Origin of the sequence: Bacteroides sp. AM41-16 (genome assembly GCF_003603495.1) — a bacterium.
Classification (GTDB): Bacteria; Bacteroidota; Bacteroidia; order Bacteroidales; family Bacteroidaceae; genus Bacteroides; species Bacteroides uniformis.
The window spans coordinates 110063-125241 of record NZ_QTNE01000004.1 but is presented as its reverse complement, the minus strand read 5'-3'; the positions used below and the strand labels follow the sequence as shown (position 1 = coordinate 125241).

Below are 15179 nucleotides of genomic sequence, written 5' to 3'. Positions count from 1 at the left end.
AATATCAACCATCTAAACATTTATATCATGAAGTTTTTTATTGATACGGCAAATTTAGAACAGATTCGGGAGGCCTATGACTTGGGCGTACTCGACGGAGTTACCACTAATCCTTCGCTTATGGCAAAAGAAGGTATCAAAGGAGTGGAGAACCAGCGTAAGCACTATGTGGACATCTGTAATATTGTGCAAGGCGATGTGAGTGCCGAGGTGATAGCTACCGACTATGAAGGCATGATTAAAGAGGGTGAAGAATTGGCAGCCTTGAATCCGCATATCGTAGTGAAGGTGCCTTGCATTGCAGAAGGTATCAAGGCCGTTAAATACTTCTCGGGCAAAGGTATCCGTACAAATTGTACTCTGGTATTTTCTGTCGGTCAGGCATTGCTTGCAGCCAAGGCAGGTGCAACGTATGTTTCTCCGTTTGTGGGGCGTCTCGATGACATCTGTGAGGATGGCATTGCATTGGTTGCGAAGATTGTAGAGATGTACCGTTATTATGGATATACCACCCAGGTACTTGCCGCCTCTATCCGTCATACGGCACATATCATGCAGTGTATAGAGGTGGGTGCTGATGTGGCTACTTGTCCGCTTTCGGCCATTAAGGGTTTACTTAATCATCCGCTGACCGATTCCGGTCTGAAGAAGTTCCTTGAAGATTACAAACGCGTGAACGGATAAACTTAAAATATCCTATAAGCCTATCTTTCAATGTAATTATTGACTAATATTGGTGAGAAATAGAATAAAAAGATTTATTTTTGCACCTTATATTTAGATATACAATAAGGCACCGATGAAAGATAGGCTCATAGGATTTATTAAGACATACTGCTTGTTTGTCTGCATTTTTGTGTTGCAGAAACCACTATTTATGCTGTTTTACAAATCGCTGTATCCGGATGCCTCGTGTGCGGACTGGTTCAGTGTCATTTGGCATGGGTTACCTTTAGACCTATCTCTGGCTGGTTATCTGACAGCTATTCCCGGTTTTCTTTTCATAACCTCTGTATGGACACTTTCTAAATCCCTTCATCGCATCTGGTGCGGCTATTTCCTCTTCATTTCAGTACTTATCTCCATAATTTTTACTGTCGATTTAGGATTATACGAGTATTGGGGGTTCCGTTTGGATGCTACTCCGTTATTCTATTTCTTTTCCTCCCCTAAAGACGCAGTGGCCAGTGTCAGCATTTGGATGGTGCTGGGGGGAATTGTGGCAATGGCTGTTTATGCTGTCGTGCTGTATGCTGTTTTCTACGGCATCTTGCTGCAGAAGAAGCTGTTGCTGCGGATGAAACTGCCTTATCGTCGCCTGAAGGTGTCAGGTATATTGTTGCTGATGACGGGGTTACTGTTTATTCCTATCCGTGGAGGCTTTACAGTATCTACCATGAATGTGGGGAAAGTCTATTTCAGTGCCGAGCAGCGTCTGAACCATGCAGCTATCAACCCTGCATTCAGTCTGATGGAATCTCTTGCCAAGCAGAAGGACTTCAGCAAGCAGTACCGTTTTATGGAAGCTGCGGAGGCCGACCGGCTTTTTAAAGACATGCTTGAACCCGCAGGTGCCGGTGGTCAAACGGAAGAGACAGATTCTGTGCTGCAACCTGCCGATTCACTGCATACTTTATTCAATACTCAGCGTCCCGATGTACTCTTTGTGATTCTTGAGAGTTTTTCCTCCAGGTTGATGACAGCTTTGGGAGGTGAGCCGAATATTGCCGTCCATCTGGATAGCTTGAGTAAGGAAGGGGTGCTCTTTACGAACTTCTACGCCAACAGTTTCCGTACGGACCGTGGGCTGGTGGCTATCTTGAGTGGCTATCCTGCCCAGCCCACTACTAGTATTATGAAGTATCCCCGTAAAACGCAGTCCATTCCTGCCATTGCAGGCAGCTTGCGGAAGGCGGGTTATGGTACCAAGTATTATTATGGCGGTGATGCCGACTTTACCAATATGCGTTCCTACCTGATGTCATCAGGCTTTGAAGACATTGTTTCCGACCAGGATTTTCCCGTAACGGAACGTTTAAGTAAGTGGGGGGCGCACGACCATCTCGTATTCAACCGTCTGCTGGAAGACTTGAAAGCCGAAGCTGCCGAAGGAACTGCCGAAGAGAAAACTCCTCATTTCCGTGTCTTGCAGACCTCCAGCAGCCACGAGCCTTTTGAAGTACCTTTCCGTCGTCTGGAGAATGACCGGCTGAACGCCTTTGCCTATACGGATAGTTGTGCAGGCGATTTTGTAAGACAGTTCCGTGAGCTTCCCCAGTGGAAGAATACGGTGATTGTGTTTGTTCCAGACCACTTGGGAGCTTATCCCGAACATATCGACAATTTGTCGGTAGAACGCTACCGGATACCTCTGTTGATGGTGGGCGGTGCTGTCCGAGAGCCGAGGCGCATTGACGTCTATGGCTCGCAACATGATATTGCAGCCACGTTGCTGGCTCAATTGGCGCTGCCCCATGATGAGTTTGTTTTCAGTAAAGATATGCTTAATCCCGCTTCCCCTCATTTCGCGTTCTTTACCGTACCCGATGCTTTCGGTATGGTGACAGCGGACAATCAAGTGATATTCAATTGCCAGGCGGGTACTGTGGTAGTGGATGAGGGCACAGCAAAAGGGAAGAACCTGCCGTTGGGCAAAGCCTATTTGCAAAAATTATATGATGATATAGCCAAAAGATAACGTATGACAGCACTTATGGACGCCTTGCAAGGGGCAATAGATGTAGACACAAACATATTTTTTTCCATCAATCGGATGCACAACATGTATTTCGATTATTTTATGAGCGCTTATAGCGGTAAGTGGGTTTGGATTCCCATGTATGCTGCCATCTGGTATGTGATGTTGCGCAATTTTCATTGGAAGGTCACACTGTTTTGCATGATAGGCCTTGCGCTCACCATTACTTTTGCCGACCAGGCATGTGCCACTTGGATACGTCCCTATGTGGAGCGTATGCGTCCTTCTAATCTGAATAATCCCATTTCGGAGATGGTGCATATCGTCAACAATCATCGTGGAGGGCGTTATGGTTTTCCTTCGTGTCATGCCGCCAATACCTTCGGATTGGCGTTTTTCCTGTTCTTTCTATTCCGCAAGCGGTGGCTTACTCTTTTCATTATGGCCTGGGCGTTGCTGACGTGCTATTCGCGCGTATATCTCGGTGTGCATTATCCGGGTGATTTGTTGGCAGGGACTATTGTGGGGCTGATTGGTGCCTGGCTGATTTACCGCTTGTTTGTGAAGGTTAGCGGATATAAGCGTGTCGAGCATGTCACTCATGTCTATGCTCCTATATGGGTAGGGTTGCTGACGATAGCGGGGATGCTGGTTTATGCCGGAATACGGACATTGTTGTAGATGACAGTCTTTAGAACTGATAACCGGCAGTCACCATAACCTCCCGTGGACGGATATTCAACCGTGAAGTATAGCTTTGTGTGGCCGAGTAGGTAGTATAGGCATACTCTTTCTTGTTGAACAGATTGCTGAGGCTGGCTTCCACTCTCCATTTCCTTGTCTTATAAATGAGTGATGCGTCTACAAACAGTGTGTTGAGATGCGTATCGCTGTTTAAATCGTTCCGGTAATGTTCTCCGGAAAGGCAGAGGTCGACGTGTCCGATGCTGAATGTGAGGTGCATACGCTGTACGAAGTCCAGTAGAGGAGCAAGGTGCGTGTCGTTCCCTATTTTACTGCCGCCATAGTTGATTGTGGCATGATATTCGGCTTCGAAAGCTTCGGCGGGCGACCATATCAGTTTGGGTTCCATCTTAAGATAGTCATAACGGTATTTTTGAGGCGGGCCGTTTCCGGCTGTTTCCGTTTGTGGAGTGAGGGCGTCTGTATCTGAAACCCGTGTCAACTGCCAGCCGGTATTGCGGCTCAGTTGTAAGTCAAGTGAGGTTTTCAGATTCCAGTCGAAAAATCCCTTGGAGAGAGTGCTGAGCAGGAACCAACTTTGTGTACTGTTGGAATGTAGGCGAAGGGTGTGGACAATGCGGTTTTCAGAGATACTCTGTTCATTCAAGGTGTTGTAGTGTACATGCCGGTAGGACAAAGTGGCGGTGGCGAAAAATTCCTGCACGGTATTCTTGTATTCTCCATAAAGGTTGTATTGTTGGCGTGTACTGACGGGGAAGAGGCCGTCAGTGTTTTTCCAGGTACGGTAGTCTGTCCGATAGGTAAAAGGGCAGAGGTCTGTGACATCTCCTGCTGAGCGGTGTAAACTGCCGTAGAGGGAAATTTTCCAATGGTAGTCCGGCTGATAGCGCAGATAGAGCGACGGATTGAAAAAGAGAAAAGAGCGCTGTTGCGAGAAGTAGCGCTTATAGCTGAGAGGGAGTGACAGACTTCCCTGCCACTTGCCTTGCTCCAACTGGAAGTAGGGGGAGAGGTAGGGAGAAAAACTGGATGCGCCAAATGTTTCCATCCGGGTGGAATGGTGCTTTACCGATGCCCATTCGCCCTTTATACCGGCGGTGTATTGCCGGGTGAAACCGTTGTGTTTTCTTAGGTGGCTGGCCTTATTGTCGTTGTAAAGGCTGTGCTGGATGAATTTGTCTTTCCCGTCGTGTAGTGACAAGGAGGAGGGTAGATAGGCATACTGTGTGGCAGAATTGAACTTCCATGTGCTTTTCTCTCCATTGCGGATAAGGCTGAAGAAATTCTTTGCCGTAAACTGGGAGGTGCGCATCGTTTGCTGCAACTCGTGGGAGGTGCCGCGGTTCGTTTCACTTTCTGCCAGGAAGCGGTTCGACAGATAGTGGATGGTCTTGTTATCCTCATAGTGCATTTCCATATGGGCGGCATCGTTCTGCAGGCAGTAGTGGTAGGCTTCATCCATGCGTATGGTGTCATCGGGCTGGTAGTAGACTTGCGAGTTGCCCCGTTGCTGGGTAATCCGGTTATGGGTATATCCGGCTTGCAGGCGCAGGGAACGTTCGTCGTTCCATTTATACATGCGGTTGGCGTTCAGTGTATGGGTTTCGTTGAAGAGCAGCCGTTGCTTGTCGAGGGGAGCGCTGATGCCCGGTTGTACCAGAAAGCCGTGCAGGGGAATCTGTTGGGATGTGTTGTTTGTCAGTATATGTTGCTCACGGCTAAGGTCGGTACCGTTGTTGTTGCTCTTGTAGCCGTAGATGCTTTGCTTGCCTTTACCCAGTTGGAGGGCATTGGCGGCGTTTTCCCAAAGAAGCGTTCCTTTGTCCCTCTTCGTTTGTGCCGTTCCGGTCGTTTCTTGTGTTCCATCGCTCCAGCCTGTCCCCAGGGTACCGTTGACAATCCATTGGTTGCGTGCCTGTGGGTCGAGTTTCAGGTTCAGGGCTATTTCATCCGAACTGAGTTTTCCTTTCAATGCCTTGACCGATTGGTAGTTCTCCATAATTTCTGCCGATTTTACGGCTTTGGCACTGAGGTTGTTGTTGATTTGGCTGTAGCGTCCACCCGTCACGTCCATACCCTCCACAAAATAGTGGTCGATGGCTTTACCTTTATATTTCACCTGCCCGTTGTCGTCAATATCCACACCGGGGAGCTTTTTCAGAACATCCTTGATGTGTACGTCCTTGGAAGAGGCAAACTCTGCCAGATTATACCTTACGGTATCTTTCCTGCCATGAATGCGGCCGGGACGTATTTGGACTTCTTTTAGTGCAATGGCTTCGGGATGCAGACGAATATGGAGTGTTCCTGCTGCCGATATGTTGCGTATTTCCCGTCTATAGCCCAGCAGTGATACGCTGACTTGCAGGTTGCCGTTGTATTTCCATGGCAGGGAATATCTCCCCCGGGCATCGGTCAGGGCGTAATCTATCATGGTGCCGTTTCGCAGCACACTAATCATTACGGCTTCCAGCGGTTGTCCGGTTTCTTCGTCCGTTACCAAGCCACTGAGAGACTGTGCATGCGCTGTCATTGCAAACAAGGCAAGGATTGGCAGCAAGAGTTTCTTGAAGTGTATATCCATTGGAGTTCGATGGGATGAATCAGTCAAGTTCCAGCGGATTGTGGGCTATATTCTTCGGCTTCCTGGCTTCATTGCCCTGGTTGTCGCGTATGGTGATACGTACGTTAGGCGTGTTGCCCATAATGAATCCTACCGGGTCGGCATAGTATCTTTCGTGGATTTTGTTGTACGCCTTGCGGTTTACGGGTTCATAATCTTTTCCGTTGAAGAGGATAGGTCGGTAGGAATGGCATTGCTCCATACCGGTGCAGGTAAAGAGATAATGCCCCCTGTTGTCTTCTGCTTTCAGTATCAGTCCGGGCAGTCCGAACAGCTTCCACGGCCCTTCGCTGGAGGAAATCTCCGGACTGTACCAGACAATCCATCTGCGTCCCTTAAACACGCATTCTGCTTTTTGGCAGAGATACGAGAGGATGGTTGCCGTGTCTGTCTGCAGCGTCCACTGTGGGCACTCTTCCGGTTCCTCGCACCGGAGTCTGTTGATGTCTCCGGCAATTTCATCCAGTGTGGTCACTTTGCCTACGGGGTATCTCTTGTAGGTCTGTTCGTTCAGCTTGCTTTTTCCGAACTGTTTGGCGTGTTCAATCATCGTTTCTTGCGAGGCGTTATTGGCAATGTCGGCAGCAAATACCGAGTCGCCCACATACTTTGTGTAACTGTAGAACTTGGAGCATTTCTTGCCGATTTCCAACATCATGGTTTCCTGGAAACGCTCTTCCGACAGTGTGTCCGTACAGCCGTCCACTTCATACTGCACCATGAGTACAGTCTGGTCTATGGTATCTTTTCTGAACGTCTTGCCGGAGCCGATTTTGATGTTAAACTGTGCGCAGGCGGTTGTGGTGGTTATCAACAGCATGGCGGTGAGTAGAATCTGCTTTTTCATACTTTTTCGTTGTTAGGAATTACTGTTTCGAGGACGTGTCATGTGTCCTGTCGTCGCAAATCTATGCGGAATTTGTCTTTCCGGAGTGAGAAAGTTATTACTGAAATGTTACTCAAATGAGAATAGCCGCCTCGCGCGTACCTCTGATTGGAGGAAACCCTTACCTTTGTATAGTATAAAAGAAGAACAGACTCTGAGATGGAAAAACGAATCAGAATAGTATGGGCATTGTCACTGATATCCATGCTGCTACTTGTAGCAGGGCAGGGATATTGGTTGTGGAACCAGTATCAGTATAAGAATGAGGAATATGAAGAAGAGATACACCGCCTTGTCATGGATGCCGTGGCAGTGAACGACTCTATCCGGCGTGAACAGCCGAAGAAAGTGTTCAACAAGCCTAATATATCCTTTTTCAACACCAATGTGGACATGCATACGGATAGGGATTCATTGACCAACAAGCTCAAAGAGCGCTATACGCGTACGTTTGTGGTGGGGGCCATGGCAGATAAATCCGTTCTATCCACGGCAATGAAGGATAGTATTGTCTATAAGGACAAGATTGTGATACATGGCGAAGACAAGCTGCTTTTCAACATGAGCTTCAGCGAGGCGATAGTTGCTTATCAGTTGCAGATAGATGTCCCTTTTACGTTGCAGCGCTTCGATTCGGTGCTGGCGACTAAACTGGACGGCATGTCTTTCACTACCGGACTAGTCACGCCGCGCGACAGCCTCTATCAATGGGTGGAAACCGTAGAACGGCTGGGGAGTGATTTGCATCCGGTCATCCGTCTGGTTTATCCTTACAATCCGCTGAAGCGGGAGTTGGTACAAGTGGATGTGCAGGTGATGCCGCATACTCTTTTGCTCCGTATGGGCTGGCAACTTCTGGGCAGCTTGGTATTGATTCTTCTGCTGTCTGTCTGTCTGCTGTTCCAGATAAAGACCATTTTGAAGCAGCACCGTGTGGACGAGTTGCGGAAAAGCTTTGTCAACACCATGATACACGAGTTGAAACGTCCCGTGCAGGCCTTGAAGATGTGCGTCTCTTTTCTCAATGACAAAACAATGCGTACCGACGAGCAGGCCATGGATGAAGTGGTGCGTGATTCCGTTTCCGAGCTGGACAACCTTTCCGCCTACCTCCGGAAGCTGCGCGACATGACCCGTGCTGACGATGAGCAGACACAACTTTCCCTCAGTACTTTCGATTTGAAACCGGTTGTGGAGAAGTTGATACGCCTGCAGCATGCTCCTGGAGGAAAACAAGTATCTTTCGAGACACATTTCACGGACAACCTGCTGGTTACGGCCGACCCCGTGCACATGGCAAATATCATCAGTAATCTGATGGAAAATGCCGTGAAATATTCGGGAAGCTCCGTCAGTATCCGGGTAGAATGCCGCCTGCATGGCCACGAGCTCACATTGAAAGTTTCCGATGACGGCATTGGTATCCCTGTTTCCGAGCAGGGACGGGTATTCGATAAGTTTTACCGTAGCAGCAACTTGCCTGACCGTTCCTTGCCGGGCATCGGTTTGGGGTTGAGTTATGTCAAGTTGTTGGTTGAGGCTCATAGGGGAACCGTCTTTCTGACCAGTCAGATTGGGAGGGGGACGACGGTGGAAATAACCATTCCACAATAATCTGCACAGATGGATATCGAGAATATAAATAGCAACTCATGAAACCACTGAAAATTCTTTTTGCTGACGATGACCTGAAGTATTCCATGCTTCTGAAACGCTTCCTGGAGAAAGAGGGTTATGAAGTGACCTATGCCGGAAATGGCCTTATCGCCCTCGACCAGTTTCCTCTTGTCAAACCGGACCTTGTCTTGCTTGACATCAATATGCCCGGGCTCAATGGTTTTGAAGTGGCAGAACGAATCCGGGAGGCGGACAAGCATGTCCTCATCTTTTTTCTTTCCGACCGCAGCGACAAGGCTGACCGCCTGCAAGGATTCCAACTGAAGGCGAACGATTACCTTGCCAAACCTTTCTATCCGGAAGAGCTTACGGCGCGTATCCGCGAGCGTTTCACTTCGCAGTTGTCCGGCGTGGCAGAGGATGAGATGTATGCTTTCGGCCATTCCGTATTCAATTACAGTACGAACGAGATTCGTACGGGAAATAGTAAGGTGCTGATTACTTCCCGTCAAGCCGATATTCTTCGCTTGCTGGCGCTGAATGTGAATAAGACTGTCAGTCGCGATACGTTACTGGATGCTGTGTGGGGCACTGCCTCATATGCCAACTCCCTTGCCTTGAATGTACAGATGTCCTATCTGCGGCGGTCGCTAAAAAACGACCCGAGCGTGAGGATTGAGTCGTTGATGAAAAAAGGGTATATGCTTGCCGTTCTCTGAAAACATCTTTATCTTTGGATTGTTATACAAACAAGACACTTCAAAAAAAAGAGAGCTTATGATGAGTTTAGGAGGATGGATGAATAAAATCTTGATAGGTTGGGGGATAGACCCGAAGTTTGCCGATATGTTTGACGAGACGATTATTGCACTGCTGATGGTGGGGCTTTCGATAGGGCTGGACTATTTGTGCCAGGCAATCTTCGTTGGCGGTATGAAGCATTATACCCGACGCTCTCCCCATCAGTGGAATACGTTGCTGATGAAACGCAGGGTGATACACCATTTGATACATATTCTGCCGGGAATCCTCATCTACTACCTGCTGCCCATGGCCTTTGTGCGTGGAAAGGAGATGCTTGAGTTCTCACAAAAGGTGTGTGCTGTCTATATCATTGTGGCGGTGCTGCTTACTATTAACGGCTTGTTGCTGGTACTGCTCGATGTTTATAACATGAAGGACAAGCAGAAGAACCGTCCGCTGAAAGGCTTCGTGCAGGTATTGCAAGTGCTGCTGTTTTTTATCGGAGGTATCATAGTGGTTTCAGTGCTGATAGGCAAGTCTCCTATGACCTTGTTTGCCGGTCTGGGCGCATCTGCAGCTGTACTGATGCTGGTATTTAAGGACAGCATTCTGGGGTTTGTGGCCGGCGTGCAGCTCTCTGCCAACGACATGTTGCGGATAGGGGACTGGATAGCGCTGCCGGGTGGCGTTGCCAATGGAGTTGTAGAGGAGATTACGCTGAACACGGTCAAGATACGCAACTGGGACGAAACCATCTCGACCGTACCACCGTATACCCTGGTGAACAACTCTTTTCAGAACTGGCGCGGCATGCAGGAAAGTGGCGGGCGACGGGTAAACAAGAATATCTTTCTGGATATGACTACCCTGAAGTTCTGCACTCCGGAAATGCTGGATAATATCCGCAAGGAAGTCCCCTTGATGGCCGACTATCAGCCAGCAGAAGAAGAGGTGCCAACCAATGCGCAGCTCTATCGTATCTACATCGAACGCTATTTGTGCAGCCTGCCGGTGGTGAACCAGGAGATGGACTTGATTATCAGCCAGAAGGAACCCACGACGTATGGGGTACCCATCCAGGTATATTTCTTCTCTCGCAACAAGGTATGGAAAGAGTACGAGCGCATTCAGTCCGACATCTTCGACCACTTGCTGGTGATGGTACAGAAGTTTGACTTGAAACTGTATCAGTATTCCGACTAATATATCAACCGGAACTCCGCATATACAGGCAAGTGGTCGCTGTATCCTCCTTGATACTTCATCCCGTAGTAGGTGCGGAAGGGTTGCTGCCCTCCGTATTTCTTGTCTCTTGTCAGTAGGAAGGGCAGGCAGAATACGTCTGCCTTTGCTTCCTCTGTATATAGCGGTGCGTGTTCTTGCAGCAACGTACCCGATACGATGATGTGGTCCAGTAGTCCCCATTCTCCTTGATACTTGTAGCTGCCGAAGTGCTTGCGTGTTTTGGCTTTTCCTGCCAGTAGATGGTAAAGTTTTTGTGGACGTAGAGAGTCTTGCAATGTTGACGGTGCTGCTGCCTCCAACACCTCCTTTACCGATTTATTCTCCGGATAATCGTTGAAATCCCCTAAAAGGACAATTTGCGGATGTCGGCGTATCGTGTATAGGCTGTCTATGGCATGCTTCACCTTTCGGGCAGCCAGTAGCCGGTAAGGTTCAGACTCTCTTGCCCCTCCCGAACGGGATGGGAAGTGAGCTACCAGTACATCAAGCGTATCCCGGTTCAGCAACAATCCGCTGACGTGAAGAATGTCCCGTGTGGGACGGCTATTCTTCCGGGGCTTGTCTACGGGGAGGCTCTGATAGGAAAGCAGTTTGAAAAGATTACGTTGATACAACAGCGCTACGTCGATGCCGCGTTTGTCGGGAGATTGTGTCATCACATACCGGTAGTCTGCTTCGCGCAAGGCAGAGTAGCGGGTAAGGTCGCGCATCACACTGTCATTCTCCACCTCACACAAGGCAACAAGGGCGGGCGGCGTCCATCCTCCGGTGGCGATGATGACGCGGGCTATATTATCCAGTTTCTTTCTGTATTTAGAGTAATTCCAATGCCGGGTGGCATCCGGCAGGAACTCGTAGTCATTCTTTAGTGTGTCATGTCGGGAGTCGAATAGGTTTTCTACATTGTAGCTTACTATCCGAAACGTGAGGGTATCTTTTCCTTCTTGCCCGTACAGACTGATGTACGGGCAGAGAAGGAAGAGTATAACTCCTATCTTATGGATAACGTTCATACAAACGATTCCCGTTCCCCTTTAAGGAACGCGGGATATTTATTTCACCGGAATGTGCTTCAGTATATCCAGCAGATGTTCCCAGAACTTCTGTACGGTAGGAATCAGCATCCGTTCGTCGGGAGAGTGCACACCCTGCAGGGTAGGTCCGAAGGAAATCATGTCCAGTGCCGGGTATTTGTCAAGGAACAGTCCGCATTCCAAACCTGCATGGATAGCTTTTACCTTGGCATCTACACCGAACAAACGTTTGTAGGACTCAACAGCCACTTCCAGGATTTCTGAATGCGGGTTGGGCTTCCAGCCCGGATATCCGTCGCCGAAAGATACGGCTGCTCCACCCATTTCGAATACAGTACGCACCATATTGGCAATGTCTTGTTTGGAGGAGGCGGTAGAGCTGCGCTGGCTGGTCTCGATACGGATGATATGGCCGGGTTTCATCTTTACGGAGGCCAGATTGGTGGAGGTTTCCACCAGCCCCGGAATGTCTTGGCTCATGGCATACACACCGTGAGGTGTGGCATAGATGGTTTGCAGCAAGCGCTTGGCGGTATCTTTGTCAATGGCTTTGGGACGGGCTGCTTCCGATTCAAGCACGAATTGGAGGTCCGGGTCAACGACGGCATATTCTGCCTCCACTTCGGCGGCAAAGACATTCAAGTCTGTGCGCAGGGCATGCTTGTCGGCATCGGGTATGGCAATTACCGCGTGTGCTTCGCGGGCAATGGCGTTGCGCAGGTTACCACCGTCTATTTCGCAAAGGTACATGTCGTACTTCTGGGATGCCTGGCTCAGGAAGCGGTTCAGCAGTTTGTTGGCATTGCCGCGCCCCAGGTGTATGTCGCCGCCGGAGTGTCCGCCTTTCAGCCCCTTTACCTGCACTTTGCAGCAGAAATACCCTGCCGGTACGTCCACTTCCCGGTAGGTGAATTCGGCAACGGAATCTATACCGCCTGCACAGCCGATGAAGAGCTCGCCTTCATCCTCGGAATCGAGGTTCAACAGAATGTCTCCGTTCATGAAGCCTTCTTTCAGGGCGAAGGCACCGGTCAGTCCGGTCTCCTCGTCCACGGTGAAGAGGCATTCGATAGGACCGTGCTCGATGCTGTCGTCGGCAAGGATAGCCAGTTCGGTGGCTACACCGATGCCGTTGTCGGCTCCCAAGGTTGTACCTTTGGCTTTCAGCCATTCACCGTCAATTTCGGTTTCGATAGGGTCGGTCAGGAAGTCGTGCTTCACGTCGTTGTTCTTTTCACATACCATGTCGATGTGCGATTGAAGTACGACAGTCTTGCGGTTTTCCATACCCGGAGTAGCGGGTTTCTTTATCAGAACGTTTCCGGCTTCGTCCACCTTCGTTTCCAACTTATGTTTTTCTCCGAATGCTTTTAAGTAAGCAATGATTTTCTCTTCCTTCTTCGAAGGGCGCGGCACTTGGCAGATTTCCTCAAAATAGTGAAATACACCAGCCGGTTTCAAGTCTTTTTTTTCCATAATTATCTGAATTAGCGGCTGCCTTACATGTGTTTATGCAGCCTTCATTATCAATTGTCAAATATCAATTCTCCATTAAATTAACCACTTATTGCTAAATATGGTTAAATTGATTGACTATTTTATTCCCCTTTCTCTTTTTTTAGAGTAAAAAAGGCGAGTTAGTCCAACCAAAGCCCTATATTTGCACCCACAAAAATAGTAAAAACACTATTTTCATGTAACAAAATTAATGGAAATGCTTGATACAATATTGATAACTCTGTTAATAGTTGCTATTTGCATTGTTTTATTGGGTGTAAAGGTCTTTTTTGTGAAAGGCGGCAGGTTCCCTAACGGGCATGTCAGTGGCAATAAGGCAATGCGCGATAGAGGTATCGGCTGTGTGCAGTCGCAGGATAGGGAAGCACAACGCAAGTCCCGTTTTTCCATTGATGAACTGGAAAAAGCCTTAAACGATAGTATGAACTAATTTTAAAAAACAATATTTATCAATTATGAAGAGATTAAACTACCTCATGAACGGTCTGGCAGCTCTCGCACTGATCGTTTTATTTGCTCAATGTGCCGGCAATACTGATAAACAGACGACAAGCGCTCCTGCACAAGCCGGCGGATTATCGGAAATGAAAATTGCTTATGTTGAAATAGATACGCTTTTGGCAAAATACAACTATTGCATAGACTTGAATGAGGCTATGGTGAAGAAGGGCGAGAATGTCCGTCTGACATTGAACCAGAAAGCCAGCGAACTGGAGAAGCAGAAGCAGGAATTCCAGACAAAGTATCAGAACAACGCTTATCTTTCTCAGGAGAGAGCACAGCAGGAATACAACCGCATTGCAAAGTTGGAGCAGGATTTGCAGAACCTGAGCAACAAGCTGCAGTCTGAGCTGATGAGTGAGAATGAAAAGAACAGCCTGCAACTGCGTGATTCTATCAATGCTTTCCTGAAGGAGTACAATAAGACAAAAGGTTACAGCATGATTATCAGCAATACGGGTTTTGACAACCTGCTCTATGCAGACAGTGTCTACAACATCACCCGTGAGATTCTGGATGGTCTGAATGCAAGATACTCTTCTCCGGTGAAGAAATAATATTTATCCTATGATATAAAAAAGGATGTGCTGAAAAGTACATCCTTTTTTTATAGGCCTCTCCCTCGCCCCCTCCCCCGTAGGGAGGGGAGTTTTGAAGTGTTTGTATTTTGTAGGACTATCTCTGTCCCCCTCCCCCGTAGGGAGGGGAGTTTTGAAGTGTTTGTATTTTGTAGGACTATCTCTGTCCCCCTCCCCCGTAGGGAGGGGAGTTTTGAAGTGTTTGTATTTTGTAGGACTATCTCTGTCCCCCTCCCTACGGGGGAGGGGCTAGGGGAGAGGCTTTTAATGCTCCGATTGTACGCTTTACCCGCTCCGCAGTAGTGATGGTGTGTGTGTATTCATCAATATGTACCGTTCCTCCCATAGAGACGGCGGAATTGTGATAGAGCATGGAGCTTTCGATATTTTCCCTGGCGGAGAAATGAAACTCGCGGATACCGGTTTCTCGGGCAATGTGGGCTATGTTGGCTTCATTCACCCCACAGCCTGCCAATAGAATGATTCGGCCTGATGCTTGTTGTTGGAGCTCTTTCAAAAGGGGAATGCCTTGCTCTGCTGTAGATTGCTGTCCGGAAGTTAGGATGCGGTTGCATCCTAATGCGATAATATCTTCTATTGCTTTTTGTGGATTTCTGCATACATCGAAAGCACGGTGGAAGGTGACGGACATCCCTTGTGAGGCTTTCATAAGCTGCTCCATCAATGGAATGTCTACATCTCCTTCTGCCGTCAGGCAACCGAACACGACTCCGTCAGCGCCTAGGCGGCGGGCATTCTCTATGTCTTTCAGCATGATGCGCTGTTCGGTGGAGGAGTAAAGGAAGTCTCCTCCACGGGGACGGACAATGATATGCAATTTGGTCTGCTGCAATACTTCCCGTGCGATGAGGATATCGCCGTATGAGGGGGTTGTTCCTCCCTCGGGGATGCCTGCGCATAGTTCCACCCGGTCTGCTCCGCCGGCTTGTGCGGCAATACAACTCTCTACGGAGTTGGCACAAACTTCAAACTGATAATCTTTCATTTTGTAAAGTTATGGTTGTGGTGC

Annotated in this window: 13 protein-coding genes; 8 read left to right on the top strand and 5 right to left on the bottom strand. The window is 48.5% G+C overall.

Features of this window, described 5'->3' with window-relative positions; all coding sequences use genetic code 11:
- Positions 1-27 precede the first annotated feature (27 nt).
- The 3 genes from fsa to DW896_RS05675 all read left to right on the top strand — a co-directional run bounded on the left by fsa (position 28) and on the right by DW896_RS05675 (position 3379).
- The gene (fsa, locus tag DW896_RS05685; RefSeq protein ID WP_005826385.1) at positions 28-684 is read left to right on the top strand and encodes a fructose-6-phosphate aldolase; all 657 of its coding nucleotides are present in this window, start codon (positions 28-30) and stop codon (positions 682-684) included.
- Between the two features lie 115 nt (positions 685-799).
- Positions 800-2698 (top strand): LTA synthase family protein, encoded by a 1899-nt coding sequence (locus tag DW896_RS05680; protein ID WP_035449516.1) that lies wholly within the window; start codon positions 800-802, stop codon positions 2696-2698.
- A gap of 3 nt (positions 2699-2701) precedes the next feature.
- Positions 2702-3379: a phosphatase PAP2 family protein gene (locus DW896_RS05675; RefSeq protein ID WP_098032580.1), complete on the top strand. Its 678-nt coding sequence runs from the start codon at positions 2702-2704 to the stop codon at positions 3377-3379.
- Between the two features lie 10 nt (positions 3380-3389).
- On the opposite strand, the gene DW896_RS05670 is transcribed toward DW896_RS05675, so the two are convergent.
- The gene (locus DW896_RS05670; RefSeq protein ID WP_098032581.1) at positions 3390-5987 is read right to left on the bottom strand and encodes a carboxypeptidase-like regulatory domain-containing protein; all 2598 of its coding nucleotides are present in this window, start codon (positions 5985-5987) and stop codon (positions 3390-3392) included.
- A 19-nt stretch (positions 5988-6006) separates the two neighbouring features.
- Positions 6007-6873: a GLPGLI family protein gene (locus tag DW896_RS05665; protein ID WP_008663855.1), complete on the bottom strand. Its 867-nt coding sequence runs from the start codon at positions 6871-6873 to the stop codon at positions 6007-6009.
- A gap of 198 nt (positions 6874-7071) precedes the next feature.
- On the opposite strand from DW896_RS05665, the gene DW896_RS05660 reads away from it, so the two are divergent.
- Genes DW896_RS05660 through DW896_RS05650 form a run of 3 tightly spaced genes read left to right on the top strand, consistent with a single transcriptional unit; the run spans position 7072 to position 10476 of the window.
- A complete protein-coding gene (locus tag DW896_RS05660; RefSeq protein WP_035449511.1) occupies positions 7072-8526 on the top strand; it encodes a sensor histidine kinase KdpD in 1455 nt (484 codons plus the stop codon).
- Positions 8527-8564: 38 nt separating this feature from the next.
- Positions 8565-9248 carry a response regulator transcription factor gene (locus DW896_RS05655; RefSeq protein WP_098032583.1) on the top strand — a complete coding sequence of 228 codons (684 nt, stop codon included), beginning with the start codon at positions 8565-8567 and terminating at the stop codon, positions 9246-9248.
- A 58-nt stretch (positions 9249-9306) separates the two neighbouring features.
- Complete coding sequence (locus tag DW896_RS05650; RefSeq protein ID WP_008663850.1) at positions 9307-10476, top strand: mechanosensitive ion channel family protein; 1170 nt, start codon at positions 9307-9309, stop codon at positions 10474-10476.
- Here the strand turns inward: DW896_RS05650 and DW896_RS05645 are convergent.
- Positions 10473-11531 (bottom strand): endonuclease/exonuclease/phosphatase family protein, encoded by a 1059-nt coding sequence (locus DW896_RS05645; RefSeq protein WP_005826396.1) that lies wholly within the window; start codon positions 11529-11531, stop codon positions 10473-10475. The two genes, DW896_RS05650 and DW896_RS05645, sit on opposite strands and share 4 nt — an antisense overlap.
- Positions 11532-11570: 39 nt before the next feature.
- Positions 11571-13028 carry an aminoacyl-histidine dipeptidase gene (locus DW896_RS05640; RefSeq protein WP_117652687.1) on the bottom strand — a complete coding sequence of 486 codons (1458 nt, stop codon included), beginning with the start codon at positions 13026-13028 and terminating at the stop codon, positions 11571-11573.
- 238 nt (positions 13029-13266) lie between these two features.
- Here DW896_RS05640 and DW896_RS05635 point away from each other — a divergent pair, with 238 nt between their 5' ends.
- Positions 13267-13500 (top strand): hypothetical protein, encoded by a 234-nt coding sequence (locus DW896_RS05635; protein ID WP_005835814.1) that lies wholly within the window; start codon positions 13267-13269, stop codon positions 13498-13500.
- A gap of 25 nt (positions 13501-13525) precedes the next feature.
- The gene (locus DW896_RS05630) at positions 13526-14128 is read left to right on the top strand and encodes an OmpH family outer membrane protein (RefSeq protein ID WP_005835815.1); all 603 of its coding nucleotides are present in this window, start codon (positions 13526-13528) and stop codon (positions 14126-14128) included.
- 256 nt (positions 14129-14384) lie between these two features.
- Here DW896_RS05630 and DW896_RS05625 read toward each other — a convergent pair whose 3' ends face one another.
- Positions 14385-15155: a copper homeostasis protein CutC gene (locus DW896_RS05625; protein ID WP_008663843.1), complete on the bottom strand. Its 771-nt coding sequence runs from the start codon at positions 15153-15155 to the stop codon at positions 14385-14387.
- Between the last annotated feature and the right edge of the window lie 24 nt (positions 15156-15179).